Source organism: Mucilaginibacter angelicae (genome assembly GCF_042434235.1).
GTDB lineage: Bacteria > Bacteroidota > Bacteroidia > Sphingobacteriales > Sphingobacteriaceae > Mucilaginibacter > Mucilaginibacter angelicae.
In genome coordinates this window covers 352,196-376,625 of the sequence record NZ_JBHLTS010000022.1, presented here as the reverse complement: position 1 = coordinate 376,625, position 24,430 = coordinate 352,196, and the positions used below count along the sequence as shown (strand labels likewise).

General features: G+C 44.3%; 19 protein-coding genes. 10 read left to right on the top strand and 9 right to left on the bottom strand.

The genetic code is table 11. The annotated features are described in order from the left end of the window. Window positions 1-21 precede the first annotated feature (21 nt). Window positions 22-1,254 carry a DUF5126 domain-containing protein gene (locus tag ACFFGT_RS13790; RefSeq protein ID WP_377023123.1) on the top strand — a complete coding sequence of 411 codons (1,233 nt, stop codon included), beginning with the start codon at window positions 22-24 and terminating at the stop codon, window positions 1,252-1,254. 17 nt (window positions 1,255-1,271) lie between these two features. Continuing rightward, window positions 1,272-2,501 (top strand): DUF4998 domain-containing protein, encoded by a 1,230-nt coding sequence (locus tag ACFFGT_RS13785; RefSeq protein ID WP_377023122.1) that lies wholly within the window; start codon window positions 1,272-1,274, stop codon window positions 2,499-2,501. 266 nt (window positions 2,502-2,767) lie between these two features. Here the strand turns inward: ACFFGT_RS13785 and ACFFGT_RS13780 are convergent, their stop codons facing one another. Next, a complete protein-coding gene (locus tag ACFFGT_RS13780; protein WP_377023121.1) occupies window positions 2,768-3,355 on the bottom strand; it encodes an RNA polymerase sigma-70 factor in 588 nt (195 codons plus the stop codon). A 148-nt stretch (window positions 3,356-3,503) separates the two neighbouring features. Between ACFFGT_RS13780 and ACFFGT_RS13775 the strand changes: the two genes are divergently transcribed. The 6 genes from ACFFGT_RS13775 to ACFFGT_RS13750 all read left to right on the top strand — a co-directional run bounded on the left by ACFFGT_RS13775 (window position 3,504) and on the right by ACFFGT_RS13750 (window position 15,451). After that, complete coding sequence (locus ACFFGT_RS13775) at window positions 3,504-4,664, top strand: FecR family protein (protein ID WP_377023120.1); 1,161 nt, start codon at window positions 3,504-3,506, stop codon at window positions 4,662-4,664. Window positions 4,665-4,871: 207 nt separating this feature from the next. Beyond that, a complete protein-coding gene (locus ACFFGT_RS13770; protein WP_377023119.1) occupies window positions 4,872-8,153 on the top strand; it encodes a TonB-dependent receptor in 3,282 nt (1,093 codons plus the stop codon). A 27-nt stretch (window positions 8,154-8,180) separates the two neighbouring features. Continuing rightward, a complete protein-coding gene (locus ACFFGT_RS13765; RefSeq protein ID WP_377023118.1) occupies window positions 8,181-9,644 on the top strand; it encodes a RagB/SusD family nutrient uptake outer membrane protein in 1,464 nt (487 codons plus the stop codon). A 341-nt stretch (window positions 9,645-9,985) separates the two neighbouring features. After that, the gene (locus tag ACFFGT_RS13760) at window positions 9,986-12,931 is read left to right on the top strand and encodes a discoidin domain-containing protein (RefSeq protein ID WP_377023117.1); all 2,946 of its coding nucleotides are present in this window, start codon (window positions 9,986-9,988) and stop codon (window positions 12,929-12,931) included. Window positions 12,932-12,957: 26 nt separating this feature from the next. Then, window positions 12,958-13,854, top strand: a complete 897-nt coding sequence (locus ACFFGT_RS13755; RefSeq protein ID WP_377023116.1) for an AraC family transcriptional regulator — start codon at window positions 12,958-12,960, stop codon at window positions 13,852-13,854. A 13-nt stretch (window positions 13,855-13,867) separates the two neighbouring features. Then, entirely contained in the window at window positions 13,868-15,451 is a 1,584-nt protein-coding gene (locus tag ACFFGT_RS13750; RefSeq protein WP_377023115.1) for a glycoside hydrolase family 43 protein, read from the top strand. 317 nt (window positions 15,452-15,768) lie between these two features. Here ACFFGT_RS13750 and ACFFGT_RS13745 read toward each other — a convergent pair whose 3' ends face one another. The 5 genes from ACFFGT_RS13745 to ACFFGT_RS13725 all read right to left on the bottom strand — a co-directional run bounded on the left by ACFFGT_RS13745 (window position 15,769) and on the right by ACFFGT_RS13725 (window position 18,965). Beyond that, window positions 15,769-16,371: a DUF1684 domain-containing protein gene (locus ACFFGT_RS13745; protein ID WP_377023114.1), complete on the bottom strand. Its 603-nt coding sequence runs from the start codon at window positions 16,369-16,371 to the stop codon at window positions 15,769-15,771. A 119-nt stretch (window positions 16,372-16,490) separates the two neighbouring features. Beyond that, window positions 16,491-16,892, bottom strand: a complete 402-nt coding sequence (locus ACFFGT_RS13740) for a nuclear transport factor 2 family protein (RefSeq protein ID WP_377023113.1) — start codon at window positions 16,890-16,892, stop codon at window positions 16,491-16,493. A gap of 14 nt (window positions 16,893-16,906) precedes the next feature. Then, window positions 16,907-17,446, bottom strand: coding sequence for a carboxymuconolactone decarboxylase family protein (locus tag ACFFGT_RS13735; protein ID WP_377023112.1), 540 nt, complete (start codon window positions 17,444-17,446; stop codon window positions 16,907-16,909). A 21-nt stretch (window positions 17,447-17,467) separates the two neighbouring features. Then, a complete protein-coding gene (locus ACFFGT_RS13730; protein ID WP_377023111.1) occupies window positions 17,468-18,040 on the bottom strand; it encodes a DUF417 family protein in 573 nt (190 codons plus the stop codon). Between the two features lie 67 nt (window positions 18,041-18,107). Then, window positions 18,108-18,965 (bottom strand): helix-turn-helix domain-containing protein, encoded by an 858-nt coding sequence (locus tag ACFFGT_RS13725; protein WP_377023110.1) that lies wholly within the window; start codon window positions 18,963-18,965, stop codon window positions 18,108-18,110. A gap of 205 nt (window positions 18,966-19,170) precedes the next feature. Between ACFFGT_RS13725 and ACFFGT_RS13720 the strand changes: the two genes are divergently transcribed. Then, on the top strand, window positions 19,171-19,602 hold the full coding sequence (locus tag ACFFGT_RS13720; RefSeq protein ID WP_377023109.1) for a DUF1801 domain-containing protein: 432 nt from the start codon (window positions 19,171-19,173) through the stop codon (window positions 19,600-19,602). A gap of 24 nt (window positions 19,603-19,626) precedes the next feature. Here the strand turns inward: ACFFGT_RS13720 and ACFFGT_RS13715 are convergent, their stop codons facing one another. From ACFFGT_RS13715 to ACFFGT_RS13705, 3 genes are all read right to left on the bottom strand, one after another. Then, a complete protein-coding gene (locus ACFFGT_RS13715) occupies window positions 19,627-20,409 on the bottom strand; it encodes an alpha/beta fold hydrolase (protein WP_377023108.1) in 783 nt (260 codons plus the stop codon). A gap of 294 nt (window positions 20,410-20,703) precedes the next feature. Then, window positions 20,704-21,894 carry an aminotransferase class V-fold PLP-dependent enzyme gene (locus ACFFGT_RS13710; RefSeq protein WP_377023107.1) on the bottom strand — a complete coding sequence of 397 codons (1,191 nt, stop codon included), beginning with the start codon at window positions 21,892-21,894 and terminating at the stop codon, window positions 20,704-20,706. Between the two features lie 506 nt (window positions 21,895-22,400). Next, entirely contained in the window at window positions 22,401-22,868 is a 468-nt protein-coding gene (locus ACFFGT_RS13705) for a GNAT family N-acetyltransferase (protein ID WP_377023106.1), read from the bottom strand. Window positions 22,869-22,959: 91 nt separating this feature from the next. Between ACFFGT_RS13705 and ACFFGT_RS13700 the strand changes: the two genes are divergently transcribed. Next, a complete protein-coding gene (locus tag ACFFGT_RS13700; protein ID WP_377023105.1) occupies window positions 22,960-24,405 on the top strand; it encodes an aminotransferase-like domain-containing protein in 1,446 nt (481 codons plus the stop codon). Window positions 24,406-24,430: the final 25 nt, after the last annotated feature.

The following is a 24,430-nucleotide window of genomic DNA, read 5'->3' as shown; positions in this document are numbered from 1 at the left end:
AAATATTAACGAAGAGATATTATGACCTATAATCATATAAAGCCCGTACATTTTTTATGTGTATTGGCGCTTTTAACAACATGTTTGTTTTCATGTTCAAAAAGCGATAACTACAAGCTTCCCGAAAGTACCGATAAAACAAAGCCTGGCGTGGTGACCAATGTTAAAGTACGTAATTTTAACGGCGGCGCTGTTTTAACCTACGAATTACCATCGTCACAAAACCTGCTTTATGTGGTGGCTGATTACAACATTAACGGCACGGTTGCAAGGCAAACAAAGTCGAGCTATTTTTTGGACACCATCAGGGTTGATGGCTTTCAGAGCAGTAAGGACTACACGGTTACATTACATGCGGTAACCCGTGCCAATGTTTCATCAGATGCCATTACGGTTACGGTACACCCGGATACGCCTTATTATCAATTGATCAGGAAAAACCTTACCATCGCGGCCGATTTTGGCGGCATCCACCTGTCAACAATTAATAAGGATAAAAGGCCTGTTGGCATCAATGTAATTGCTATTGATCCGGCCAATAATAAATTCAACATTAAAGACAGGCATTTTACAAGCACAGATACCATAAGCTACGCGGTGAGGGGTTTTAGCACTACGCCTGCAAAATTTGGCGCTTTTGTAACCGACCAGTTTGGAAACGCATCAGATACCTTACTGGTTACCCTAACCCCTTTGTATGAAGAATTGCTGGATAAGAAGCTGTTTTTCCAATACCTCACACCAAGTGATGCCTATATAGGCTACGGCGGCATCCTGCCATATTTATGGGATGGTTTTACCAAAGAGGTTGGCGGTGCCTCGCCATGGCAAACAACTATTGGCCCGGTGCAAAAGCTGGTACAGGGTACATTTGGTGTTGGCAAAAGCTATAAGCTGAGCCACTTTCTGATGTGGCCAAGAGGGTATGGCTATGCCAATCCTAAGGTATTCAGCATTTGGGGATCAAATAAGGATAACCCTGCCGATGCTGTTACTCCCGGAGGCAAAGCCGTGGGTACGGTAAGCGGCGATTGGATAGTGCTGGGTACCTACCGTTTCCCAGACCCGCCGTCGGGCCTGCCGCAGGGGCAAACCAACGCGGCCGACCAGGCCTTTACCGATGCCGGTGTAAACTTTGATGTGCCTTTTGGCAGCCCGCCTGCTAAATACCTGCGGGTTGTGGTAAGCGAAACCTGGTTCGGTTTGGATTACACCTACATTGAAGAAATGTCTTTTTACGGGATCCCTCAATAATTTTAAGCGACAAACAAATGAAGATCAACATAAAAAATATAACATGGCTGCTGTTGTTGCTGGCCATGTGGGGCTGTTCAAAAAAGAACGAAAATTATAAATCATTAATAAAGGGTGGTGAAATTTATTACCCCGGCGTAATTGTTAATGCCAGTTACCAGGCCGGTAAGCTTCGCACTCAACTGATCTGGAACCCCAGCCCCGACCCTAAAATTGTGAAGTATAAGGTTTACTGGAATAACAAGCAGGACTCGTTAATTGTAAATGCAACAAGCCATAACCCGCTTGACACAGTAAAAGTGTTGGTATCAAACCTTACAGAAGGTACCTACAACTTCAGCGTAAATTCTATCGATAGCGACGGGCATATCTCTATCTCCAAAACCATCAATGGGGTTAGGGTGTACGGACCTGTTTATGCAGGCGGTATTTTTAATCGTGGCTATAATGCCGATAATCCTTTTACAGTTGATATCACCACGGGTGTTGTTAAACTAAACTTTAACCAGATCACGCTTGATTCGGTAACCATCAACACCAAGACCATTGTTACTTACATCAATAATGCAGGCGAAACCAAAACCACATTGTTAAAACCTGCCGATTCGATAGTAACCATCAATGATTTTAAGTTTGGTACCGATGTTACCTATCAATCAAGCTACCTGCCTTTCAGAGGTGCTATCGATACTTTTACGGTAGCTACACCTACGCTTTTTCCAAGAGTGAGGCGTATTGGTGATATTACATCATTGTATATCAAAAATGCGGGCTATCCTTTTGTACGGGGCGATAACGGCACCAATAAATGGGGCACACCTAAAGACTGGCAGTACAACAGCAATGTGCTGAACCAGGACGGCGGCAAAGGCGGCGGCTGGTCATGGGATAATAATGGCTGTATCCACTTTGAAGCCAAAGATTATAGTGGCGACGGCGTCAACAACGGTAAAGTTTATCAAACCATCACCCTGCCTGCCGGTAGCTATGCTCTTGATATAGAAACTGCCGGCTATGGAGGAACCTTTAATGCCAATGAAATTGTCGCAGTTGGTAATTCGCTGCCTGACATCAGCAATTTGGGCAACCCACTGGCAATTTACAAAGGCGATCAAAATAACATGGGTGGTGTACATACGCTTAGTTTTACACTTGCCACAACCACCACCGTTACTTTTGGATGGGTGGTAAGCACTCAGTCATATACTTACTTACAGTTTAAAGGTGTTAAGCTGAGAAGTTTATAATAATTGTATTTATTTTGAGATTGCTCCCTGGTTAAACCGGGGAGCAATCTTTTTTGCTGATGGGATAATAATGAGCTGTAAAATTCTCCTCCGCGTCATTGCGAGGTACGAAGCAATCCCCAAGAGGTAGAGCGACCATGAAAGTTTCTCTGTAAAGTTGGGGATTGCTTCGTACCTCGCAATGACGCTTTTTTTGAGTCGTTTTTATACAGATTGGCGATGCACTTTAAAATATATTGAAGATACTTAAATATAGTTCTAAAAAATCAGCGCAACAAAAGCAACAGCGCGATTGCTATAAAGGAAGCTATATTTTTAAATGCCAGTCTCAAATGTTTTAATGCGATAGTGAGTTGGTTTTCAACGGTTTTTTTTGAGATGCCCAGGCGATCGGCAATATCCTGGTTGGATAGATGTTCTATACGGCTTAAATTAAAGATCTCGTGGCAGCGCTCAGGCAGTTGATTTAGGTATTTGTCCAGCTCGTTTTTTAACTCAAAATCCTGTAGCCGGATCTCTCCGGTATTTGATTCGGATAAATGATCAGATTCTATAAAATCGGCTTTATATACCAGGGATAGTTTTGCAGTTTTAGAGCGGCTGTATAACTGGTAACGCATGGCCGTTAACAAAAAGTTAGAAAACTTATTTATCTCCAGTTCTTTACGCCTGTTCCACAAACTCAAAAAAATATCGTGAACAATTTCCAGACTGCTTTCTTCGTCGTTGAGCTGGCGGAAAGCAATTTTGTACATCCTGACCCAGTAACGGTTAAAGAGCTCATCGAACGCCGATCCGTCATCATTACGAATGTCGTTCCACAAATCAGAATCGCTCTTTAAAGACTTAAACATACAATTGGTTTTATAAAAGTAGAGAAAAAGTAATTATATGTCTCAGTAACATTAAAAAACAATAAATCTTTTACAATCGTATGGGTGTAGGCCGCAGGAAAGCATACTATATAAGTATAGACCCATTAATAAGCTTATACTAACCACAATGATTACCAAAGAAGAATTTCTTATTCTGTATAAAAAGAATCTGGCGGGAGAATGCACGCCTGAAGAAAAACAGTTATTGGAATCATACCAGGACGATATTGTTATGCCGGACAATAGGTGGGGGGCTGATTTAGGAGATAAGAAACGGCTTCGCAGTATACTGGAAACAAGACTGACTCAAAGCATCCCTGAAAAATCCTCACAAACGTCTAAAAATCGTTATAAATGGTTAGGAGCGGCGGCCGCTGTAATTATTCTTTTAAGCGTTGGGATCTTGATCAGGAGGGCACAAATGCCATCGGTTTCAAAACAATCCAATGTAATTGCTTCATCGCCTCAAAAAATCCTTCCGGGCGGCAATAAGGCTTATTTAACCATTGCAAACGGTACAGTTATTACATTAAACGGAGTTAAAAACGGTACGCTGGGTACACAAACAGGCATCCGGGTCAATAAAGTAAAAGACGGGATCTTGTCTTACAACAAACAGGCCGGCGATCAAAAAAACGACAATCAGGAACTCACTTACAATACCATCAATATTCCCCGCGGAGGGCAATACCAGCTGGTGCTGTCAGATGGTACAAAGGTTTGGCTCAATTCTTCTTCCTCCTTAAAATACCCCGCAGCCTTTATTGGGAAAGACAGAAAAGTTGAACTTTCGGGCGAAGCCTATTTCGAAGTGGCGAAAGATCGTACCAAACCATTTACCGTAAATGTAAATGGCATGAGCGTAGAGGTTTTGGGTACCCACTTTAATATTAACGCGTACAGTGACGAAAGGGTTGTTAAAACAACTTTGCTGGAAGGCTCTGTTAAGCTAACCGGCAACGGTCAGCAGGCAATGTTAAAACCCGGCCAGCAGGGCGCGTTTAACGATCAGCAAACTGCTTTTAACGTAAGTGATGTAGATGTTGATGATGCTGTAGCCTGGAAAAACGGCTTTTTCGTATTCAATAATGAAGATATTCAAACAATTATGAAACGGATTTCAAGGTGGTACGATGTCGATGTGGTATTCCCTGAAAAATTCAAAAGAAAAAACTTTGGAGGTACGGTATCCCGGTTTAAAGATGTTTCGGAGGTATTACATTCCCTGGAACTTACCGGTTCTGTTCACTTCCAAATTGAAGGAAGGAGGATAACTGTGATGCCATAATTACGCTTTTTATTCATCATGTTATCTTAAAAACTAACCAGGAGAGGTGGAGCTCCCCCGGTCAGTATGCCAAATGGCTTTTTGAGGTAACATAACCAATCGTTACGAACAACCAATTATTCATTAACCTCAAATCAAATGTATAAAATTATTAATGCATTCCTATGCATGCGGCATTCCCGCGCACTTTATAAACCGTTGCTGATCATGAAACTCATCATCATATTATTGACTGCTTCAATCCTACAGGTTAGCGCTGCTACCTATGCACAGCAGATCAGCATTAACGTAAAGGAGACTTCATTACAGCAGGTTTTTAAAAAACTAAGAAAGCAAAGCGGGTACAATTTTTTGTACGACAGCGATATGCTTAGTGATGCCCACCCGGTAAGTTTAAATCTTAATCATGCCACGCTGGATGATGTGCTTAAAGCCTGTTTCGCCGGACAGCCCTTAACCTACGTTATTAACCAAAATACGGTGATTGTGAGGCCCCGGCCAGTTCCGGTTGCCGATGCAGCACAGGATGTTATAGTAAAGGGTAAAGTAGTTGATGACAAAGGCCTGCCTTTACCCGGTGTAAGTATTAAAATAAAAGGAACTAATACGGGTGCTGTAACAGATCTGTCAGGTAACTATACGGTTAAGTTGCCTACAGGCAATGAAACCCTCGTATTCAGCTTTATTGGTTACGCCCCGCAGGAAATAGCAGTGGCAGGTCGTACCCAGTTGGATGTTACGCTTAAAGAAGCACAATCAGCACTAAACGAAGTGGTAGTTGTTGGTTACGGTACGCAACGAAAAAGCGATGTGAACGGTGCCATCTCCTCTGTAAGCGCCAACACCCTGAAGGATCAGGCTGGTGCCAACCTCGGAACCGCGCTGGAAGGAAAAACCCCCGGCGTGCAGATCACACAAAACTCCGGTGCACCTGGCTCAACGCCGCAGGTGCGGATTCGCGGGTTAACATCAATCAATAACTCCGATCCGCTTTATGTTGTTGACGGTATTCCTTTGGCCTCCAACGATATCAATATCGTTGATCCTGAAAATATCGAATCGATCGACATTTTAAAAGATGCATCGGCGCAGGCCATTTATGGTTCGAGAGGTGCTAACGGAGTTGTTTTGGTAAAAACCAAAAGAGGCAATAAAGATAACCCGCTGATTACGCTGAGTACCTATCAGGGTATCTCCAATGTGCGTAAAACCCTTGATATGCTTGATGCGCAAGATTATGTAAAGCTCAATACCGAAGCCTACAATAATGCAGGTCAAAACAATCCGTTTGGCGATCCTTCACAATATACACAAACTACCGACTGGCAAAAACAACTGTTCAGAACAGGTTACGCCCACAATTACAGTGTTGCCATAAGCGGCGGCAGTGATAAAATGACCTACCGTGTTACCGGGGGCAATCTTGATCAAACTGGGATCATGCAGGGCTCCTATTATAACCGCCTTAACGTATCTAATAATTTAACATTTAACCTGAAACCCAACCTCGAGTTTGGGGAGAGCATTGCCCTTAACAGAACGAAGAATTCTAATGTTGATAACAATGGCAACCTGGTAAACGCTGCGTTTGCAGAAGATCCAACCATTCCTGTAAAACTGGCAAACGGCAACTATTCGGCAACTAAGTTTTCAGACATTATCAATCCGCTGGCAACTATCAATTACCTGATAAATAATCATCCATACAATGTTTGGGGCTTATTGGGAAATATTTATTTACAATATAAGCCGATCAAAGGCCTTACGCTAAAAACATCTTACAGTACAGATCTGAAATTCTCGGATGATAAACAGTTTACGCCTACTTATGATGTAGCGCCTAATTTCAGGAACACTAATCCAAGCGTTTACGAACAAAAAGATAACGCTACCAACTGGACCTGGGACAATACCATTAACTACGATTTCAACATAAACAAAGACCATCATTTCACAGTTTTGGCTGGCGTGTCGATGGAACGTTTTACCTATAACTATATCCACGGCTATGACCAGGGACAACCGGGCAATGATCCTTACCTGCAATACCTTGATGCAGGTATCAGCAACCAGCAGGTTGGGGGCAGCCAGCAGCAATGGGATTTGCTATCGTACATCGGTAGGTTAAACTACAACTACCAAAGCAAGTATTATTTAACAGCAACCATCCGCCGCGACGGTTCATCAAAATTTGGTGTAAATGATCGTTACGGGAACTTCCCTTCGGCGGCAGTGGGCTGGAATGCAACCAACGAATCATTCTTTCCTAAAAACAACGCCCTTACTTACCTGAAATTCAGGGGGAGCTGGGGTATTGTAGGTAACCAGGCACCGGTTGGCTATTATGACTATTCGGCTGTGATTTACAATAATTACTACGCATTGGGCAATCCGGCAAGTGCGGTGCCAACTGCAGAACCGGGCGGTTTGCCTAATCCTAACCTTAAATGGGAGCAGGATAAACAATGGAATGCAGGTTTTGATTACCAGTTGTTTAACGGTCGTTTCACCGGATCATTCGATTACTATAAGAAAACTACCAAAGACATGCTGCTGAGCCTGAACATTCTTTCAGAATCAGGCTTTACACAAAGTCCGCGTGAAAATGCAGGTTCAATGCAAAACAGCGGTGTGGAATTTTCGGCAGATTATAACCAGCAGTTGGGCTCCGACCTGAAGATCAATGCGGGGATCCACTTTGCAACCATTAAAAACAAAGTGCTTGATCTGCTGCAAAACGGTGAAAAGATCTACAGTGGCGGCTTCAAACCCGGTAACTTCGAACTGACAGAAGTTGGTCATTCGGCAGCATCGTTTTATGGTTATGTGGCCGATGGGATCTTTCAAACCCCACAGGACGTAACTAATCATGCTAAACAGCAAACCGGCACCGCTCCTGGTGATATCAGGTTCAAAGATCTGAACGGTGATGGCGTTATTAACCAGGACGATCAAACCTTCCTGGGTTCGCCTATTCCTAAACTTACCTATGGCTTCAATATCGGGGCGAGCTACAAAAACTTTGACTTTGCAGCCTATTTCTCGGGCGTATACGGCAATAAAGTAGCGGCGGCGTATGAGTATTATACCTATGGCTTCTTTGTATCCAATTACAACATGCAAACCGACGCACTTAACCGTTGGACCGGTCCGGGTACCAGCAACTTTATGCCGCGCCTCATCGCCAGCGATCCAAACAACAACTCAAGGCCATCAACATTTTACCTGCAAAGCGGATCGTACCTGCGTTTACAGAATGTTACGCTCGGCTATACGTTCCCTCGTTCGCTGCTGACAAAAATCGGTATTAAGTCGATCAGGGTCTACTGTGCTGCGCAAAACCTGCTAACATTCACTAAGTACAAAGGCTATGATCCTGAAGTAGGTACAGGTACCAACGGTAACGGCGGCACGCTTGACCTGGGCGTTGACCAGGGTTCCTATCCACAAAGCAGGACGATTACTGCAGGTGCTAATTTATCTTTTTAACCGGTGCTCATTTTTTAAAATACGACAATGAAAAATTCAAAAATATTATTTGCGGCAATTTTACTTACCGGGCTTACAGGGTGTAAAAAATTCCTGGATGAAACACCAACGTCGCATCTTTCTACTTCAAGCTACTATCAAACCAGTGACGATGCCGTAAGGGCCGTTACAGATGCATACCGTTACATGAAAGACCAGGCTTATGGCGGTTACTCGCCTTCATCATTTGGCGATATCATGGCCGATGATGCCAATAAAGGTGGTGGCGGCGCATCTGATCAAAGCCTGATCCAGGACCTTAAAATTTTTGTGGCCAAAGCCGATAACGGTTATGTATACAATGCCTGGAGGGATAACTTCAAAGGTATTTACCTGGCCAATCTTGTGCTGCAAAAGGTTCCGGCAATAAACATGGATGCCAAACTGAAAACACAGGTACTGGGCGAGGCACAATGGCTGAGGGCTTATTTTTACCTGCAGCTTGTGCGTTTGTTTGGTCGTGTACCACTGATCAAGGCACCCATAGACAATGGCGATTATAATGTTCCGCAGTCGCCCGAAGCTGATGTGCTGGCTTTTATTGAAGCCGATGCCAATGCCGCCATTACCAGTCTGCCTGATAAAAGCAGCCAGGCGGCTTCAGATCTTGGCCGCGCAACAAAAGGTGCAGCGCAGGCTTTATTGCTGGAAGTGTATATGTGGGAAAAAAAATGGACCCAGGCCCAGCAAATAGGCGACGCCATTATCACTACAGGTGGATATAGTTTAACCGCCGACGTAACAAAAAACTGGACGGTAGCCGGTGAATTTGGTTCTGAATCCATCTTCGAGGTGAATTGCGAAAACATCCCGGGTAAAGGTACCGGTAACCTGCTCGACCTTTTCGATGCGCCGCGTAACACCTGGGGCTATGGGTTTGTTGTTCCTTCTCAAAGTCTTGTAAATGAATTTGAAAAAGGCGATCCACGCCTCAAAGCCACCGTTATCACCAATAACGAGGTTTTACCAGATGGAACTATTGCCAACACTACAGTAAGCGAAACTGGCTACTGGAATATGAAGTACTGGTTACCTGTAAACGAAATCCCGACCAACAATGGCGGCGGTACAGGTGACGGCCCTACCAACGACCGTGTTTATCAGCTGGCCCAGGTGATGCTTTGGACGGCTGAGGCTGCTTTTCACAACGGCGATATAGCACACGCAACCACATTGGTAAACCAGATCAGGGATAGGGCACGCAAAAGCGGTGGTAATACGGACAATAGCATCCTGCCCGATTACGGTACGGTAACCCTTGATAATATCTATCATGAAATGCGTGTAGAAACCGCCCTTGGCGAGCACCGCCGCTGGTACGAGCTCATCAGGACAGGTCGTGCAGCAGCCCTCCTGCCTAACTTTACAGTAGGTAAAAATGAGCATATACCAATACCGCTTACTGAAATACAATTAAGCGGCGGCGTATTGCAGCAAAACCCGGGTTATTAATTTAATGGCATAGATTTTTAAAATCCCTTCTTGAGAGGGGGCGCGGAGGAAAGAGCGGTAGCAGGGGTGTGTTTATGCGATTGATTTATCAAAGCAGCAACACACCCTTCCACCACACTCAAGAAGTAAGTAAACCGCACAATCCCGCGCTTCACCGGTATTATAATTATTTTCTTTTGATGTAGGGTAAGCCCGGGTTCAATGTACATGTATACAAATCAATTATTGCTTGAAAACATGATTATACCTAATTGCCTTTAGCTAAACATTGAAGGTGCTGGTGTTGAATTTTTATCAGACCGGGCCCCGGCCCCAAGTTCCAACTAAATTAATTTACTTTAATGATTAAACGCATTACATTACCCCAACTTTTAATTGTCATCATTACATTTTTTTATGGCGAAGTCCGCGCACAAAGTAACGTGGTATTGCTCAATAGTCAGGCCGGCCAGCAATGGAAGATAAAGCCGCAAGCTGATGTAAACGATGCCGCAAAAATTAAGGATGCCGGTTACAATACCGATAACTGGGTTACGGCCATAGTGCCGGGTACAACCTTTGCATCATACGTAGCCGCCGGTTTAGAAAAAGACCCCAACTTTGGGGATAATATTTATAAGGTGGATAAAGCCAAATATGATCGCAGTTTCTGGTACCGTACCGAATTTAGCGTACCGGCAAGCTATACCAAAAAAACTATCTGGCTTAACTTTAAGGGCGTAAACCGTAAAGCCGACATCTACCTTAACGGAACGCTGCTGGGCAGTCTTGACGGCTTTATGCAGCGCGGGCAATTTGATGTCACCAGCCTGGTAAACCGTACAGGTAAAAATGTGATCACCGCACTCGTTTATATCCCAAAACAACCATTGGCTAATGTGGGCAGCCCCAACTATGTATCAAGCGCCGGCTGGGACTGGATGCCTTACGTACCAGGGCTTAACTCGGGCATCACCGATAATGTTTATCTGAGTAATACAGGCGATGTAACCATTAAAGATCCATGGATCCGCGCTAACCTGCCAACCAATGCCCGTGCCGATCTGTCGGTAGCACTTGAAGTTAAAAACAATGCTTCAAGCTCACAGGCAGCTATTATAAAAGGCGTAATTACTCCTGGCAATATTGAGTTTCAGAAAAAGGTTTATGTTGATGCCAATGGCACAACTGATGTTAAGCTGAACAAGCGAGATTTTGAGCAGCTGATGATCAACAGCCCCAAACTGTGGTGGCCCAACGGTTATGGCGAACCCAACCTGTACAATTGCAAACTAAGTGTTAGTGTTGGCGATGAGGTATCAGATGTGCAAAATATCAAATTTGGGATCAAACGGTATAGCTATGATACCATTGGCCATGTGCTGCATTTGGCTATTAACGGTACCAAAGTATTTATAAAAGGCGGCGACTGGGGCATGAGCGAATACCTGCTGCGCTGCCGCGGCGCCGAATATGATTATAAGGTAAAACTGCACAAGGAGATGAACTTTAACATGATCCGGAACTGGATTGGTTCAACTACTGATGAGGAATTTTATGATGCTTGTGATAAGTATGGCATTATGGTTTGGGATGATTTTTGGCTGAATGCTAACCCTAACCTGCCTGCCGATATCACCACATTTAATGCCAACGCCATTGAAAAGATCAAGCGCTTCAGAAATCATGCTTCCATTGCTGTATGGTGTGCGGATAATGAGGGATGGCCTGAACAACCGCTGAGCGCATGGCTGAAAGAAGATCTTTCAACCTTTGATGGCGGCGACCGCTGGTATCAGCCTAACTCGCATGCCGAAAACCTTACCGGCAGCGGCCCATGGGATGCCAAAGATCCGCGTTACTACTTTACCGCCTATCCAACAGGTTTGGGCGGCAACAAAGGCTGGGGCTTACGTACCGAACTGGGCACAGCCGTGTTTGTGAATTTTGAAAGCTTTAAGAAATTTATGCCGAAGGAAAACTGGTGGCCTCGCAATGAAATGTGGGATCAGCACTTTTTTGGCCCGCGGGCATTTAATGCAGGGCCTGATACTTATGAAGCCAGTATTACTAACGGTTACGGCACACCAAAAGGCATTGAAGATTTTTGCCGCAAGGCCCAGTTTGTGAGCCTGGAAAGCAATAAAGCCATGTTTGAAGGCTGGCAGGACGCCATGGGCGAAGATGCTTCTGGCCTTATGACCTGGATGAGCCAGTCGGCTTATCCGTCAATGGTATGGCAAACGTATGATTATTATTATGACCTTACCGGAGCATACTGGGGCGTTAAAAAAGCCTGCGAGCCGCTGCACATCCAATGGAACCCGGTAACCAACGCTATTAAAGTGATCAACACCACCCGCAAGGATGCAGATGGTTTAACTGCATCGGCTGATGTTTATAATTTGGATGGTACGATGGTAAAACAATATAGTCAGTCAAAAAACGTAGATGCACCGGCTAACAGCGCGGGAGCAGCATTTGATCTGAAGTTTAACCAGTACAATTCCGATCTCGCCAAAAACAAAAAAGTAGTAAGCTCATCATCAACCAATGGCGATGCATCTGCAATAAACGATGGCAATCCTGGCTCACGCTGGGCAAGCCGCTATAACGATGGCGAATGGGTTTATATTGATCTGGGTAAGGAAGAGGTAGTGAATGGCGTTGGCCTGACCTGGGAAGATGCCTATGCAAAATCATTCAAAATCCAGGTATCAACCGATGCCAATCACTGGCACGATGTATACAGCACTACCGATGGCAGACAAGGTGAGCAGAAGATCACCTTCCCCGAGGTAACCGCCCGTTATGTTAAAATGCAGGGTGTTGAACGCGCTACCTATTGGGGGTATTCGTTGTATAATTTTGAAGTTTACCAGGGGGATGTTGCCAGCGAAGGCCTTTCGGATGTGCATTTCATCAAACTAAAACTGACCGATAATGCAGGCAAACTGGTATCAGATAACTTTTACTGGCGAGGCAACAAACGCAAGGATTATACGGCTTTAAACACTTTGCCAAAGGTTGACCTGAAAACCGATTATAAAACGGTTAAGGCAGATGGTAAATATTATATCACCGCCCAGGTAACTAATCCGGCATCGTCAAAGGCAGTAGCTTTTGGGATCAGGGTGCAGGCGATCAGAGCATCAAACGGCGAACAGATTTTGCCGGCTATAATGAGCGATAACTATTTTACCTTGTTAAAAAGCGAGACTAAAACGGTTAAGATTGAATTTGATGCGGCTGTTTTGGGGAATGATAACATTAAGCTGATAGCTGAACCTTATAACAATACCAAATAATCGGATACTGTTTAACCTGTTGAAGAATGGAAACGGCGGCGAAAGGAAAAAAGGTAAAGGAGCATAAACTGGTAGTGCTGCCTGCTCATATCAAACAGCAGGTGGCCGATAACCCGATGAACCGGAACATGCTGTTAACCGCCGCCGGGTATTTCCCGAAGGCTGTTGACAGGCTTCGGGAACGAAGAACAGGCAGCAGTGATTATACATTGATATATTGTACGGAAGGTGCCGGTACAATTAGCCTTAAGGGCACCGGGTATGAGTTACGGTCGAATGATTTTGTGATCATCCCGGCTAAAACACCGTACCGCTATGAAAGTTCGGCTGCCGATCCCTGGAGCATATATTGGGTAAATTTCAAAGGGGATTTGGCGGCTGGACTTTATAACCGGTCGCTTTTAAACGGGCGGCATATTGTTCACTGGGTGCCTTATGATGAGCACCGTATCAGGGTGTTTGAGGAGATCTGCCGGATCTCCGAACAGGGTTATGATCAGCGTGAAACAGAGAAAATGAATTTTTACCTGCTGCATTTTATAACTTCCCTGGTATACCATGAAAAAAAGGAGCAGCCGGAGCGTGATGCTGATGCTATCAGCAAATCCATCGCTTTTATGAAAAACAATATCGGTCAAAAATATGAGATAAAGGATCTGGCCATGCAGCAGAGTTTGCCGCCCGCTTATTATTCGGCCAGGTTTAAAAAGGAAACCGGAATGTCGCCTATCAAATATTTTAATACGCTCAAAATCCAAAAGGCAGCAGAATACCTGCGTTTTGACAACCGGAATATCAAAACTATTTGTGCTGATCTGGGCTTTGATGACCAGTATTATTTTTCGCGGCTGTTCACCCAAATTAATGGTTTATCACCTTTAAAATACAGGCAGAAGTTTCGTAAACCTGCTAATATTGCCTGATCAATTTAAACATATGATGAAAATCCGCCTAACGGGAATAACCGTTTTAATTTTGATGCTGATTGGTTTTAATAAACACCTTGATGCCCAGCAAAAGCATCCCGGTGCATGGGGCGATCAGTTAAACGGCACTTATAAAAACCCGATCCTCAATGCTGATTATTCCGACCCGGACGTGATCCGCGTGGGGGATAGTTTTTATATGGTTTGCTCGGATTTTCATTTTATGGGGATGCCAGTTCTGAAATCAACCGACCTTGTAAACTGGACAATCATAGGCCAGGTGTACAATCGCCTGGATCTCGACCCAAAGTATAACACCATGGAGAAATATGGTGCCGGCAGTTGGGCGCCCTCACTCCGTTATCATGATGGTAAGTTTTACGTTTATTTCTGCACGCCCGATGAAGGGCTTTACATGAGTACAGCTACCAATCCTGCAGGCAAATGGGCTCCTTTAACGGAAGTAAAAAGAACAGGCGGCTGGGAGGATCCTTGTCCATTTTGGGATACCGACGGACAAGCTTATCTCGGGCACAGCCGCTTAGGCGCGGGGCCAATCATCATACATAAAATGAGCGCCGATGGCAAACACCTGCTCGACTCTGGCAAAACCGTTTATGAAGGCCCGGTTGCCGAAGGTACCAAGATCTATAAGCGGAACGGGTATTACTATATCATTATTCCCGAAGGTGGGGTAGGCGCCGGTTATGAAACCGCTTTACGCTCAAAAAACATTTACGGCCCTTATGAACGGAAGATTGTTTTGGAACAAGGCAAAACCAATGTTAACGGCCCGCACCAGGGTGGGATAGTTGAGTTGGATAACGGGGAAGCCTGGTTTATCCATTTCCAGGATGCAGGGGCCATCGGACGAATCTGCCACCTGGAGCCTGTAAAATGGCAAAACGACTGGCCATTTATCGGTGTTGATAATGATGGTAATGGTATTGGCGAACCTGTGGGTATCTACCCTAAACCAAAGGTAAAAAAAACATCTGCTCTAACTGCTTTGCAAACTTCAGATGAGTTTAATAAACCAACACTGGGCTTGCAATGGCAATGGAACCATAACCCGGTTGATGATAAATGGTCATTAAAAAAATCAAAAGGATATCTGTCGCTTACGGCTATGCATGCTGACGATAATAAACATGCTAAAAATACCATCACCCAAAAGCTTATGGGCAGGAGAGGAGAAATAACTACGGTGCTATATACTGATCAAATGCTGCCCGGCCAAAAGGCTGGTTTATGCCTGGTAGGTAATTACATTCATGAAATAGGTTTGATCAAAACAGACAGCAGCCTGAATGTTTATGCCGATAACAATGGTAAGCTTGAACAGGGAATTATCCTTAAGCAAAACCGGATCTTTTTACGCGTACTTATCGACCTTGATCATAACACAGTGATGCAATATAGCCTGGATGGCAAAACGTTTACTCAATTGGGCGATGTATGTTTGCTATCAAGTTATAACTACTGGAAGGCTGTACGGCCTGCGTTATTTTCATACAATACCAAACAGGATGGCGGTACGGCACTATTTGATTGGTTCCATTATTTGCATGATGGGTTGGGTGGAGGGTTGTAAGGATAAGAAAGTAAAACTCTTGTCATCTTGAGTGAAAAAATCTCGCGGACTCTGAAGGTGAAATGATAAAAAGAAAGCCGGTCACCCTGAGCTTGTCGAAGGGTCGCGCGCAGGGGCCTGCCCGCTATGCTTCGACAAGCTCAGCATGACCCGTTTTTAAACTGGGCATGGATAATAATAGTGAGAGATCTTACACGCTCTGTTTAGCGGACTATGCAAGTTCGCTTTTCAGGGCGTATAAGATTTCTCTTTCGCGCCCGGCGCTCATTCCCTGCCCATGCTCTATCGAAATGACATTTGTTTTATTTGGGTTCAAATCAATGCCCCTTCCCAAAATTCTTTTCCCCGGCTTCAACAGCCAGATCAACCCGGTTTTCATCAGGAGGTTTTGGGCATGAATAGCCACTACTGAAGGCACAGTAAGGATTGTAAGCTTTATTGAAATCTATCACTATGCTTCCGTTTTTAATATCCTTAGTAGTAAGATCAATATAGCGGCCACCGCCATAGGTTTCAGAACCATTGGTAGCATCGGTAAAAGGCAGGAACAGGTAATTGCTGAACGCCGGGTTTTGAGACAGGGCGATACTTTTGTAAATGGTTAACTGTATTGGTTTGCCTTTTAATGTAAAGGAAAGTTGAGCATACCTAACATACTGGCTGCCTGCACCGCTGAAGGTAGGTATAATAAAAGCTGGTTGATTAGTCAGCAGCTCAGCTTTAGCAGTAACCCGGTAGGTACTGTCGGCATCATAAAAGCGGAGAAATTGCAGATCTTCCTGTTTCAGCGGTGAATGCGGGTCTTTTAAAAAATCGTCCATATAGCCTTTACGAAACTCGGCTATTTGTGCTTGATGGTTTTGGGCAAAACTGGCGGCGCTTAATGCCAGGAAAAGGATGAATGTGGTAAGGTATCTCATTTATAAACTATTTGGCTTAAAGTTAAGCGTATTCTCTATTTCTCGCAAAGGCGCGAAGACGCAAAGGTTTTTCTTAGCGGCTTCGCGTCTTTGCGTGCAAAAAAACTTTATATGCAATGTTATATCACCCCATCAACAAAGAAATTATTGATGCCTTCCACATCACTTAAATGAGTAACTATCCTGCTGATTTTACCATCGACGATATCACAAACTATAGCCACCTGTTCATCCAGGAGCAGATCGCCCCGGCTGGCTGTATTGTGGAGTGATAAGGCCACGCTATCCAAGCCGTATAAAATATGATTTAGCTTAAGCATCACCCCAAAATCACGCAATTGATTAGCTCGTTTTATTACAGCTTCGGCACCAATGGCAGGGCCTGAAAGCAGGCTTGTTCCAGGCAGTGTCCACGTAACATTATCGGCGAGGGCCGAGCGCATCAGTTGCCAGTCGCGGTTTTTTAGCCCGGTCAAAAATTGGGTGGCTAATTGTTCTTTTGTTTCTTCGGTGGTTTTCATATTGTGGCGGCAATTTAGTTAATAGGTTCGGCCGCAGGGAAATCTACCGGGATTTCGGTCATGGCAAATACGTAATTGGTGTAAACGCGTACGGTAATAAAACCAATAAGTTCCATCAATGCAGCTTCGTCAAAACCGGCAGCATAAAAATTATCAAGAGCGGTTTCATCGCCTTTGCCTTTATTTTCAACGATTGATTTGGCCAGGCCAATAATGGCATTTAGCTTATCATCGGCTGTATGGCCTCTTCTTATATCCAGTGTTTGCCCTTTGGTAAAGCCACGTTTCATAGCTAAAAGGCTATGTCCGGCTAAACAATAAGCACAACCGTTTATTTCAGACACAATAAGGGCAATAGCCTCCCTTTCTTTGGGTGTAAATACGCTTTTGCTCAAATCATCTTCCATATCCATAAACATTTTGAGGGCAGGTGCCGAATAACCCATAGTGGCATACAGATTAGGTACTTTACCTACGCGCTTTGTGAAAGTATCAAACATTACCTGCGATTCGGCACTTACCTGGTCGCGGGTGGGGACATTTATAGTTTTCATGATTGTATTTCGATTTATGATTTATTTGCCTGTTGTTTTACGTTTAAGATAAAGCTGTGCAGTTTCGCTCATGGTGATGATAGCAGCACCAAGGATCACAATATCCTTAATAACCAATCGGCCGCGGCCTGAAAGGTAAGGAAAGCCCCACTGGTTATCGGTTAAATGCGGAACCCAGCTTTCAGGGGTGGTGATCAGGAAAGAGAGCGTGCCCAATGTCATGATAAAAATAAGCGCGCTGCCTATCATGCTGGGTATGGGAGCTACTTTATAAAGGGCTACCAAAACGGCCAATGTGACCAGCATAATACCCAGGCCGGTTGAAAAGCCGTAAGTGTTATTTTCGATATTCCATTGGTGATTGGCAGCTATCAGTTCGCCCTCTTTGTTCATGTGTTTTTTATATTCGGTTGGGTGGCTGTAAAAGAATGACATTACCGGGCTATTAGCTACAAAGGGTACAACGCCATCGGCTTCGTAAGTGAAAAATTTAAGACCGCCTATCCAAAGAAATACGACTACGATGCCGAAACGGACGGCTTTTTTACCAAGCTGATCAAGGCCGGCTATGGTGTTTATGATTGAAGTTTTCATACTGTTGTTTTTTGATAAAACAAAATTACAACCGTACGGAACGCGCGAACATGGACAAAAAAGGTTATTACTTGGACAAATCCGCTACGATGGAAATGCCCGTTTTATCGCGAAAGGTTTGGGGCGATACCTTGGTGAATTTTTTAAATACCCGGCTAAAATAAAACTCATCCTGAAACTTGAGGTTATAAGCGATTTCCTTGATACTTTGGCGAGTGAGGTGAAGTTGCTTTTTTGCTTCGAGGATCAACCTTTCCTGGATGAGCTGTGAGGGCGATTTGCGGAAGTATTTATTGCAGCGCCGGGTCAAATTGTCGGGCGACATGGCCAGTAACGAGGCGTAATCCGAGGGTTTATGCAGATCGAGATAATGTTGATCCAGCAGCTGGCGGAAACGCCCCATTTGCTCATCCTTTTCGGGTTTATCCAGCTGGCTGCTGATGGCGCTCATTTTAATGGTGCTGGCTTTGGCCAAAAACAGTTGCAGAAAGGCGCGGAGAACGATGTCGGATGGGGCGGGCTGATTAAATTCATCGTCTATCTGCCCTAATAAAAGCTCAAATATTTTTGCCTCCCGTTCGGTTAATACCACTACCGGGTCCAGGTAGATATTATTGAACAGCAAGCCATTACAGGCCACTTCTTCGCGGTGGTACTCGATGCAGTAAAAATCGCTGTGAAACTGGATGATATTGCTTTTGGTCACCCGGCAATCATCTATAAAAATAACCTGCAGCGGGGTTGAAAACAGTAAAACCGGGCCTGTAAATGTAAATGCCCCAAAATCGGCATGAAAGATCCCTTGTCCTTCAGGAATAAAATAAACCGTATACTCCGAAAATTGGGCAGGCTTGCACAAAAAATCGTCCTGCGGTTCTTTTAAGCCTAATAAAAATTCGCCTGCTTTGTCGTGGATCGCTTTCAATTGATATTTATGAATTGCTAATATAAATATACTAATGCACGTTCAGGTGTCTACCCTTGAATGAATGTGTTTTGGTTTGAATGAAGAATCAAAGGAAAAAGGAATGCACTTTTGAAGGAAGGTAAAGAAAATGAATTAGTGAATGACTAAAAATAAAACGAAATTTGAAAAAGGCAAGTAAGTAACCCATAATTCAATACTTCATATGGACGTACAAGAACAAATCACAGCGTATATTACCAGCCAACCCGAACCAAAGCGTAGCGACATGCAGGAGTTGCACAGATTCATACTTCAGGTATTGCCTGGATGCAAATTATGGTTCCTTGATGGTAAAAACAGCGAAAACAAGATTGTTTCTAACCCCAATATAGGATATGGATTTTACACCATAAAATATGCTGATGGAAAAACCAGGGAGTTTTATCAGATTGGTATCAGCGCAAATACAACCGGGATCTCTGTCTATATCCTCGGTATCGCGGATAAGAAATACTTGGCCCAAACTTATGGGAAAGAAATAGGCAAGGCGAGCGTGACCGGGTATTGCATTAAATTCAATAATTTAAAAGATATAAATCTTAATGTGCTTGAAGCGGCAATACGGTATGGAGTTGAGGCTACAAGTGAAAATTGAATTTCAAACCGAGGCACTACCGGTTTATTTATTGCTTTTTTCAGAAGCCAGCGTTAATAAATGTGTTTTCACTACATCATAATGGTCCCAGGGGATATGATGATTGGCGCCGGGGATAATGATCACTTTTACATGTTTGTTAAAAGCGAGTTTCTGTTTACCATATTCCACATTGTGTACGGGCACCAGGTTATCCATATCGCCATGGATAAAAGTAACGGGCATGGTGAGGCGGTTATAACAGGTATCCATTTCGTAAAGATCTTTTTTAAAATACCAGATCTCGGTATTACAAACCCTGAAAGGGCCGGGCATTAAATATTGAAGCGGGTTATGGATAAAAATGCGCCGCCAGCCTTCTTTAGGTTCATCATAGGGCGAGATGGAGCCGGCCAGTATGGTCATTGAGGCATAGGCTTCGGGATGGTCCTGTCCCAGTTTAACAACTATCGGCCCGCCAAGGCTGTGGCCGATGATGTGCATAGGTTTGCCATTCATTTCTTTTTTAACAATGCCATAAATCAGTTCCGATTGTTTTTCGAGGTGATAGGCATGTCCGCGGTTGCTGTACCCAAAGCCAGGGCGATCGATAGCTATCATCCTGAAATGTTTCATCAGGGCGGTATCCATCAGGTATTTTTCATAGCCTTTCCAGCTGCCCGGCGAACCGTGGATGAAAAACAGGGTAGGTAAAGTATCGCTGCCAACTTTTACATAATGCAGGTGGATGCTATCAACCGAGGTATGCATGAAGTGGGCATACATATCATGCTCCTTAAACTTCATTTTAGCTTTCTCATCAGGCATACGCATGTAGCGACATGACTGCAGCCCTAATAGTATAATTATAACCCAGGCAGTTAAGGTAAATTTCCCCGATGGTATCATGTTGGTTGATCGATAACTTTTGAGGTTAGTCGGTTGTGGGTGGGATACCTTACAAAGAATATGAAAAATTTAAGCACGCAAAGACGCTGAGACGCAAAGTTTTATGAGTACTTTAAAAAAGGCGTCATTGCGAGGTACGAAGCAATCCCCGATTAACAGGCACGCTCTGTATAGTTTGGGATTGCTTCGTGCCTCGCAATGACGATATTTCAATTACACCATCTCCTCCAAAACCCCGCACAAAATCTCAACCTCTTCCTCTGTATTATAATAATGTACTGAAGCCCGTACTATATTGCTGAGCTGGTTTTTGTTCATATAGATAAGAGTTGATACTGCCTTGCCAACCGATACATTAATGCTTTTTTCGGCCAGTTTGTTTTTTACTGTTGCAGCGTCTATTCCATCTACCGAAAAAGTTACGATACCGCATAACTCATTACCAAAATCATGAGCAGTTATACCCTTAACATCTTTTAGTTTACCGCGTAACAAGCCTGCTAAATATTGTATGCGCTGCCAGGTACGGTCAACGCCGATGTTGAGTGCGTATTCAACCGCTTTACCCAGGCCAAGGGTTAGGGCACGGCTTTTTTCGTAAACTTCAAAGCGACGGGCATCGTCACGGGGTTTAAAATCAGTTTCGGTTACCCATTGGGTGGTAAAGCCATCCATAAAAAACAGTTTTAATTTATCCTGAATCTCCTTGCGTACGTATAAAAAGCCGGTACCTCTGGGGGCACGTAAATACTTCCTGCCGGTTACTGCCAGCATATCGCAGCCTATCTCCTGAACATCCAGCGGTACATGGCCTGCGCTTTGGCAGGCATCAAGCAGGTACAATATATTGTGTTTACGCGCTATTTGGCCAATCTCTACAACCGGGATCATGCCGCCCGCGGTGGATGGGATATGGGTAACGGCTATCAGCTTTGTTTTAGGGCCGATGGCTTCCTCAAAAGCTTCGAGCTGAAAATTACCCTGCTCATCGTTAGGGATCACTTTAAATTCAATACCGTAAGTTTTTTTGGCGTGCAGCAAACCGATCAGGTTGGTTACATACTCCATTTCGCAGGTAATGATCTCATCGCCGGGTTTAAAATCAATGCCATTAAAGGCCAGCCACCAGCCTATGCTGGCGTTCTCTAACACGGCAATTTCATCTTTACGGGCATTAATGAGTCGGGCTATAAGGCTGTAAGTGTTTTCCAGTTCTTCACGGTAAGTGTACTCGGTTTCGTAACCGCCGCTTTGGGCTTCTTCGTACAGGTAGTCTATCACGGTGTCAACCACCACATCTGGCGGTAAGGATGAACCCGCATTGTTAAAATGGATAGTTTTTGCTGTGCCCCGGGTTTCGGCCCGGAGCTGCTGTATTTCCTGTTCGCTTAGTATATTTTTCATAAAGTTGAGAGGTTGGTTAAATTTGATTTTGAATAAATATGAATAACCATGTCATTACGAGGCACGAAGCAATCGCGGACTATACAGAGCGGCTCTACAAGTCGGGGATTATTAATAATTATAATTTGATTTTATAGGCATTAATGAGCTCCCTTTGGTCGGTTGTCTTCGTACCTTATAATGACGTGACTGTAAATAGTTGATTATTAAGTATATTTTTTATCAATTTTATAATATGGGCGTTGCCTGCGGCCCGGGCTTTCCGTTACAAGTCCTCGCCTTTCCTACCCGCAACCCCAACCCGCGCTGTGGGCTTTCCGTTACAAGTCCTCGCCTTTCCTACCCGCAACCCCAACCCGCGCTGTGGGCTTTTCACTGCAATCCCTAACGCGGCCCACGCGCAACATCCATAAAATATATTTTACACGTCATTACGATTTTTTCCAGGGTTCCCCTGATGGTACCTCGCAATGACGTTCGTTTTAGTCCGCGTTGATAAAAAGCTATTAGTTATTTATAAAATTTATTTCCATCATAATATCGGCGCGTTTATAAGTGCCGGGTTCAACCGGTATTTCGGTGAAGCCCAGTTTATGGTAAATGTGGATGGCATTTTTAAGCACCCGGCTGGAGAATAACACCAGTCTTTTTACACCCAGCCCGCGTGCTTTATCAATACCGGCCTGGCACAAAAACTGGCCGGCACCAGCGCCGCGGTGATCTTTATCCACCGCCATTTTGGTAAGCTCATACACGCCATCTTCTATATATCGCAGCGCTACGGTACCAATAATTTTTTGGTTTGAAGTGATAAAGTAAATGCTGCCGCCTGTTTTGATGATGGCCTCATCGGGATTTTCCAAAACCCATTTGTCAAAAGGCTCAACGGTAAAATACTCTTCAAGCCACGCCTTATTAAATTTTTCAAAGTAGGGGGCATGTTGCGGCTGATAATCGATAACCTGTAATTCCATGTGCTTAATTATTTGATCGATACAAAATAAACGCATCTGATAATAGCAAAACAGATGCAGTTTTATTAATTTTGAGCATAACAGATTTTATATGGAAATTACGGCACTCAGCACAGATCATGATTTTTTATACGCGCAGATAGCTGCACGCATTGAAAAGCAGATTAAACAGAACCTGCTTAAACCGGGCGATAAGTTGCCATCGGTAAGGATGCTAAGCCAGGAGCAGGGTATTAGCATGAGTACGGCGTATAAGGCTTATGTTGAGCTGGAAAACATGGGTTTGATAGAGGCGCGTACCAAATCGGGCTATTATGTAAAATACCTGCCTGCCCGTTTTACCAGTGTGCCCGATGCAAAGCCGCCGATAAAAAAAGCAGGAGACGCCAGCGTTGCCGAAATGATAGCCATGGTTTACCGCAACATGTCTGAAGATAGCGTGCTGCAACTGTCGCGCTCATCGCCGCCCTTGAGTTTGATTCCGCTGGCTAAGCTCAGCAAATCCATGATGGAGTCTATCCGCAACAGTCCTACAGGAAATATAACCTACGAAAATCCGCAGGGTAATATAGCACTGCGCAAACAGGTTGCTAAAAACGCCTTTAACTTGGGTGGTAATATTACCGGAGATGATGTGGTAACCACACAAGGCTGCCTGGAAGCGCTGATATTTTGCCTGCGGGCGCTCACCAAACCCGGCGATACTATCGCCATTGAAAGCCCTACTTACTTTGGTATTTTCAATGTGATGCTGAGCCTTGATTTGAAGGTACTGGAAATTCCGGTTAACCCTGATACCGGCCTCGACCTGGAATATTTGGAGCGGGCAATGGACGAAGTACCGGTAAAAGTGTGCCTGTTTGTTACCAATTTCAGCAACCCTATTGGCGTTTGCATGCCCGATGAGCGTAAGCAGCAACTGGTGCAGCTGTTGGCAAAAAAACAGATCCCTTTAATTGAGGATGATATTTATGGCGAGATCTATTTTGGTAAAAGCCGGCCGCGAACATGTAAAAGTTATGACACCGAAGGCCTGGTCATTCTGTGTTCGTCGGTTTCAAAATCAATAGCACCCGGTTACCGGGTGGGTTGGTGTATTCCCGGAAGGTTTAAGGAACAGGTGTTGAATATCAAGATGATGCATTCCATTGCCTCTGCAACACCTACTCAGGCTGCGATTGGGCACTTTTTTGAAACCGGACGGTACGACCTGCACATGCGGCACCTGCGCAAGGCATTGCATACCCAGTGCCTGAGGTATACCCAGGCTATAGCCGCACACTTTCCGCCGGGTACAAAAATCAGCCGGCCGCAGGGCGGTTATGCCCTTTGGGTTGAGCTTGATAAAAGCGTAAATGCATTTGAGCTATACCAGCTGGCTATGGAACAAAATATCAGTATAGCCCCCGGCCAGATTTTTAGTGTAGACGGGCGTTTTACCAATTTTATCCGCATTAGTTTTGGTTTAGCTTTTGATGATGTGGTGGAAGAGAGTTTTAGGGTGTTAGGGAAATTAGTGAGAAGTTTTACGCAGTAGTGGGATAGTTATTTAATACTAAATT

What these genes read in the sequence shown, in the direction of transcription:
- ACFFGT_RS13790 (WP_377023123.1), top strand. Translation starts at nt 22, where the DNA reads ATGACCTATAATCATATAAAGCCCGTACATTTTTTATGTGTATTGGCG.
- ACFFGT_RS13785 (WP_377023122.1), top strand. Translation starts at nt 1,272, where the DNA reads ATGAAGATCAACATAAAAAATATAACATGGCTGCTGTTGTTGCTGGCC.
- ACFFGT_RS13780 (WP_377023121.1), bottom strand. Translation starts at nt 3,355, where the DNA reads ATGTTTAAGTCTTTAAAGAGCGATTCTGATTTGTGGAACGACATTCGT.
- ACFFGT_RS13775 (WP_377023120.1), top strand. Translation starts at nt 3,504, where the DNA reads ATGATTACCAAAGAAGAATTTCTTATTCTGTATAAAAAGAATCTGGCG.
- ACFFGT_RS13770 (WP_377023119.1), top strand. Translation starts at nt 4,872, where the DNA reads ATGAAACTCATCATCATATTATTGACTGCTTCAATCCTACAGGTTAGC.
- ACFFGT_RS13765 (WP_377023118.1), top strand. Translation starts at nt 8,181, where the DNA reads ATGAAAAATTCAAAAATATTATTTGCGGCAATTTTACTTACCGGGCTT.
- ACFFGT_RS13760 (WP_377023117.1), top strand. Translation starts at nt 9,986, where the DNA reads ATGATTAAACGCATTACATTACCCCAACTTTTAATTGTCATCATTACA.
- ACFFGT_RS13755 (WP_377023116.1), top strand. Translation starts at nt 12,958, where the DNA reads ATGGAAACGGCGGCGAAAGGAAAAAAGGTAAAGGAGCATAAACTGGTA.
- ACFFGT_RS13750 (WP_377023115.1), top strand. Translation starts at nt 13,868, where the DNA reads ATGATGAAAATCCGCCTAACGGGAATAACCGTTTTAATTTTGATGCTG.
- ACFFGT_RS13745 (WP_377023114.1), bottom strand. Translation starts at nt 16,371, where the DNA reads ATGAGATACCTTACCACATTCATCCTTTTCCTGGCATTAAGCGCCGCC.
- ACFFGT_RS13740 (WP_377023113.1), bottom strand. Translation starts at nt 16,892, where the DNA reads ATGAAAACCACCGAAGAAACAAAAGAACAATTAGCCACCCAATTTTTG.
- ACFFGT_RS13735 (WP_377023112.1), bottom strand. Translation starts at nt 17,446, where the DNA reads ATGAAAACTATAAATGTCCCCACCCGCGACCAGGTAAGTGCCGAATCG.
- ACFFGT_RS13730 (WP_377023111.1), bottom strand. Translation starts at nt 18,040, where the DNA reads ATGAAAACTTCAATCATAAACACCATAGCCGGCCTTGATCAGCTTGGT.
- ACFFGT_RS13720 (WP_377023109.1), top strand. Translation starts at nt 19,171, where the DNA reads ATGGACGTACAAGAACAAATCACAGCGTATATTACCAGCCAACCCGAA.
- ACFFGT_RS13715 (WP_377023108.1), bottom strand. Translation starts at nt 20,409, where the DNA reads ATGCCTGATGAGAAAGCTAAAATGAAGTTTAAGGAGCATGATATGTAT.
- ACFFGT_RS13710 (WP_377023107.1), bottom strand. Translation starts at nt 21,894, where the DNA reads ATGAAAAATATACTAAGCGAACAGGAAATACAGCAGCTCCGGGCCGAA.
- ACFFGT_RS13705 (WP_377023106.1), bottom strand. Translation starts at nt 22,868, where the DNA reads ATGGAATTACAGGTTATCGATTATCAGCCGCAACATGCCCCCTACTTT.
- ACFFGT_RS13700 (WP_377023105.1), top strand. Translation starts at nt 22,960, where the DNA reads ATGGAAATTACGGCACTCAGCACAGATCATGATTTTTTATACGCGCAG.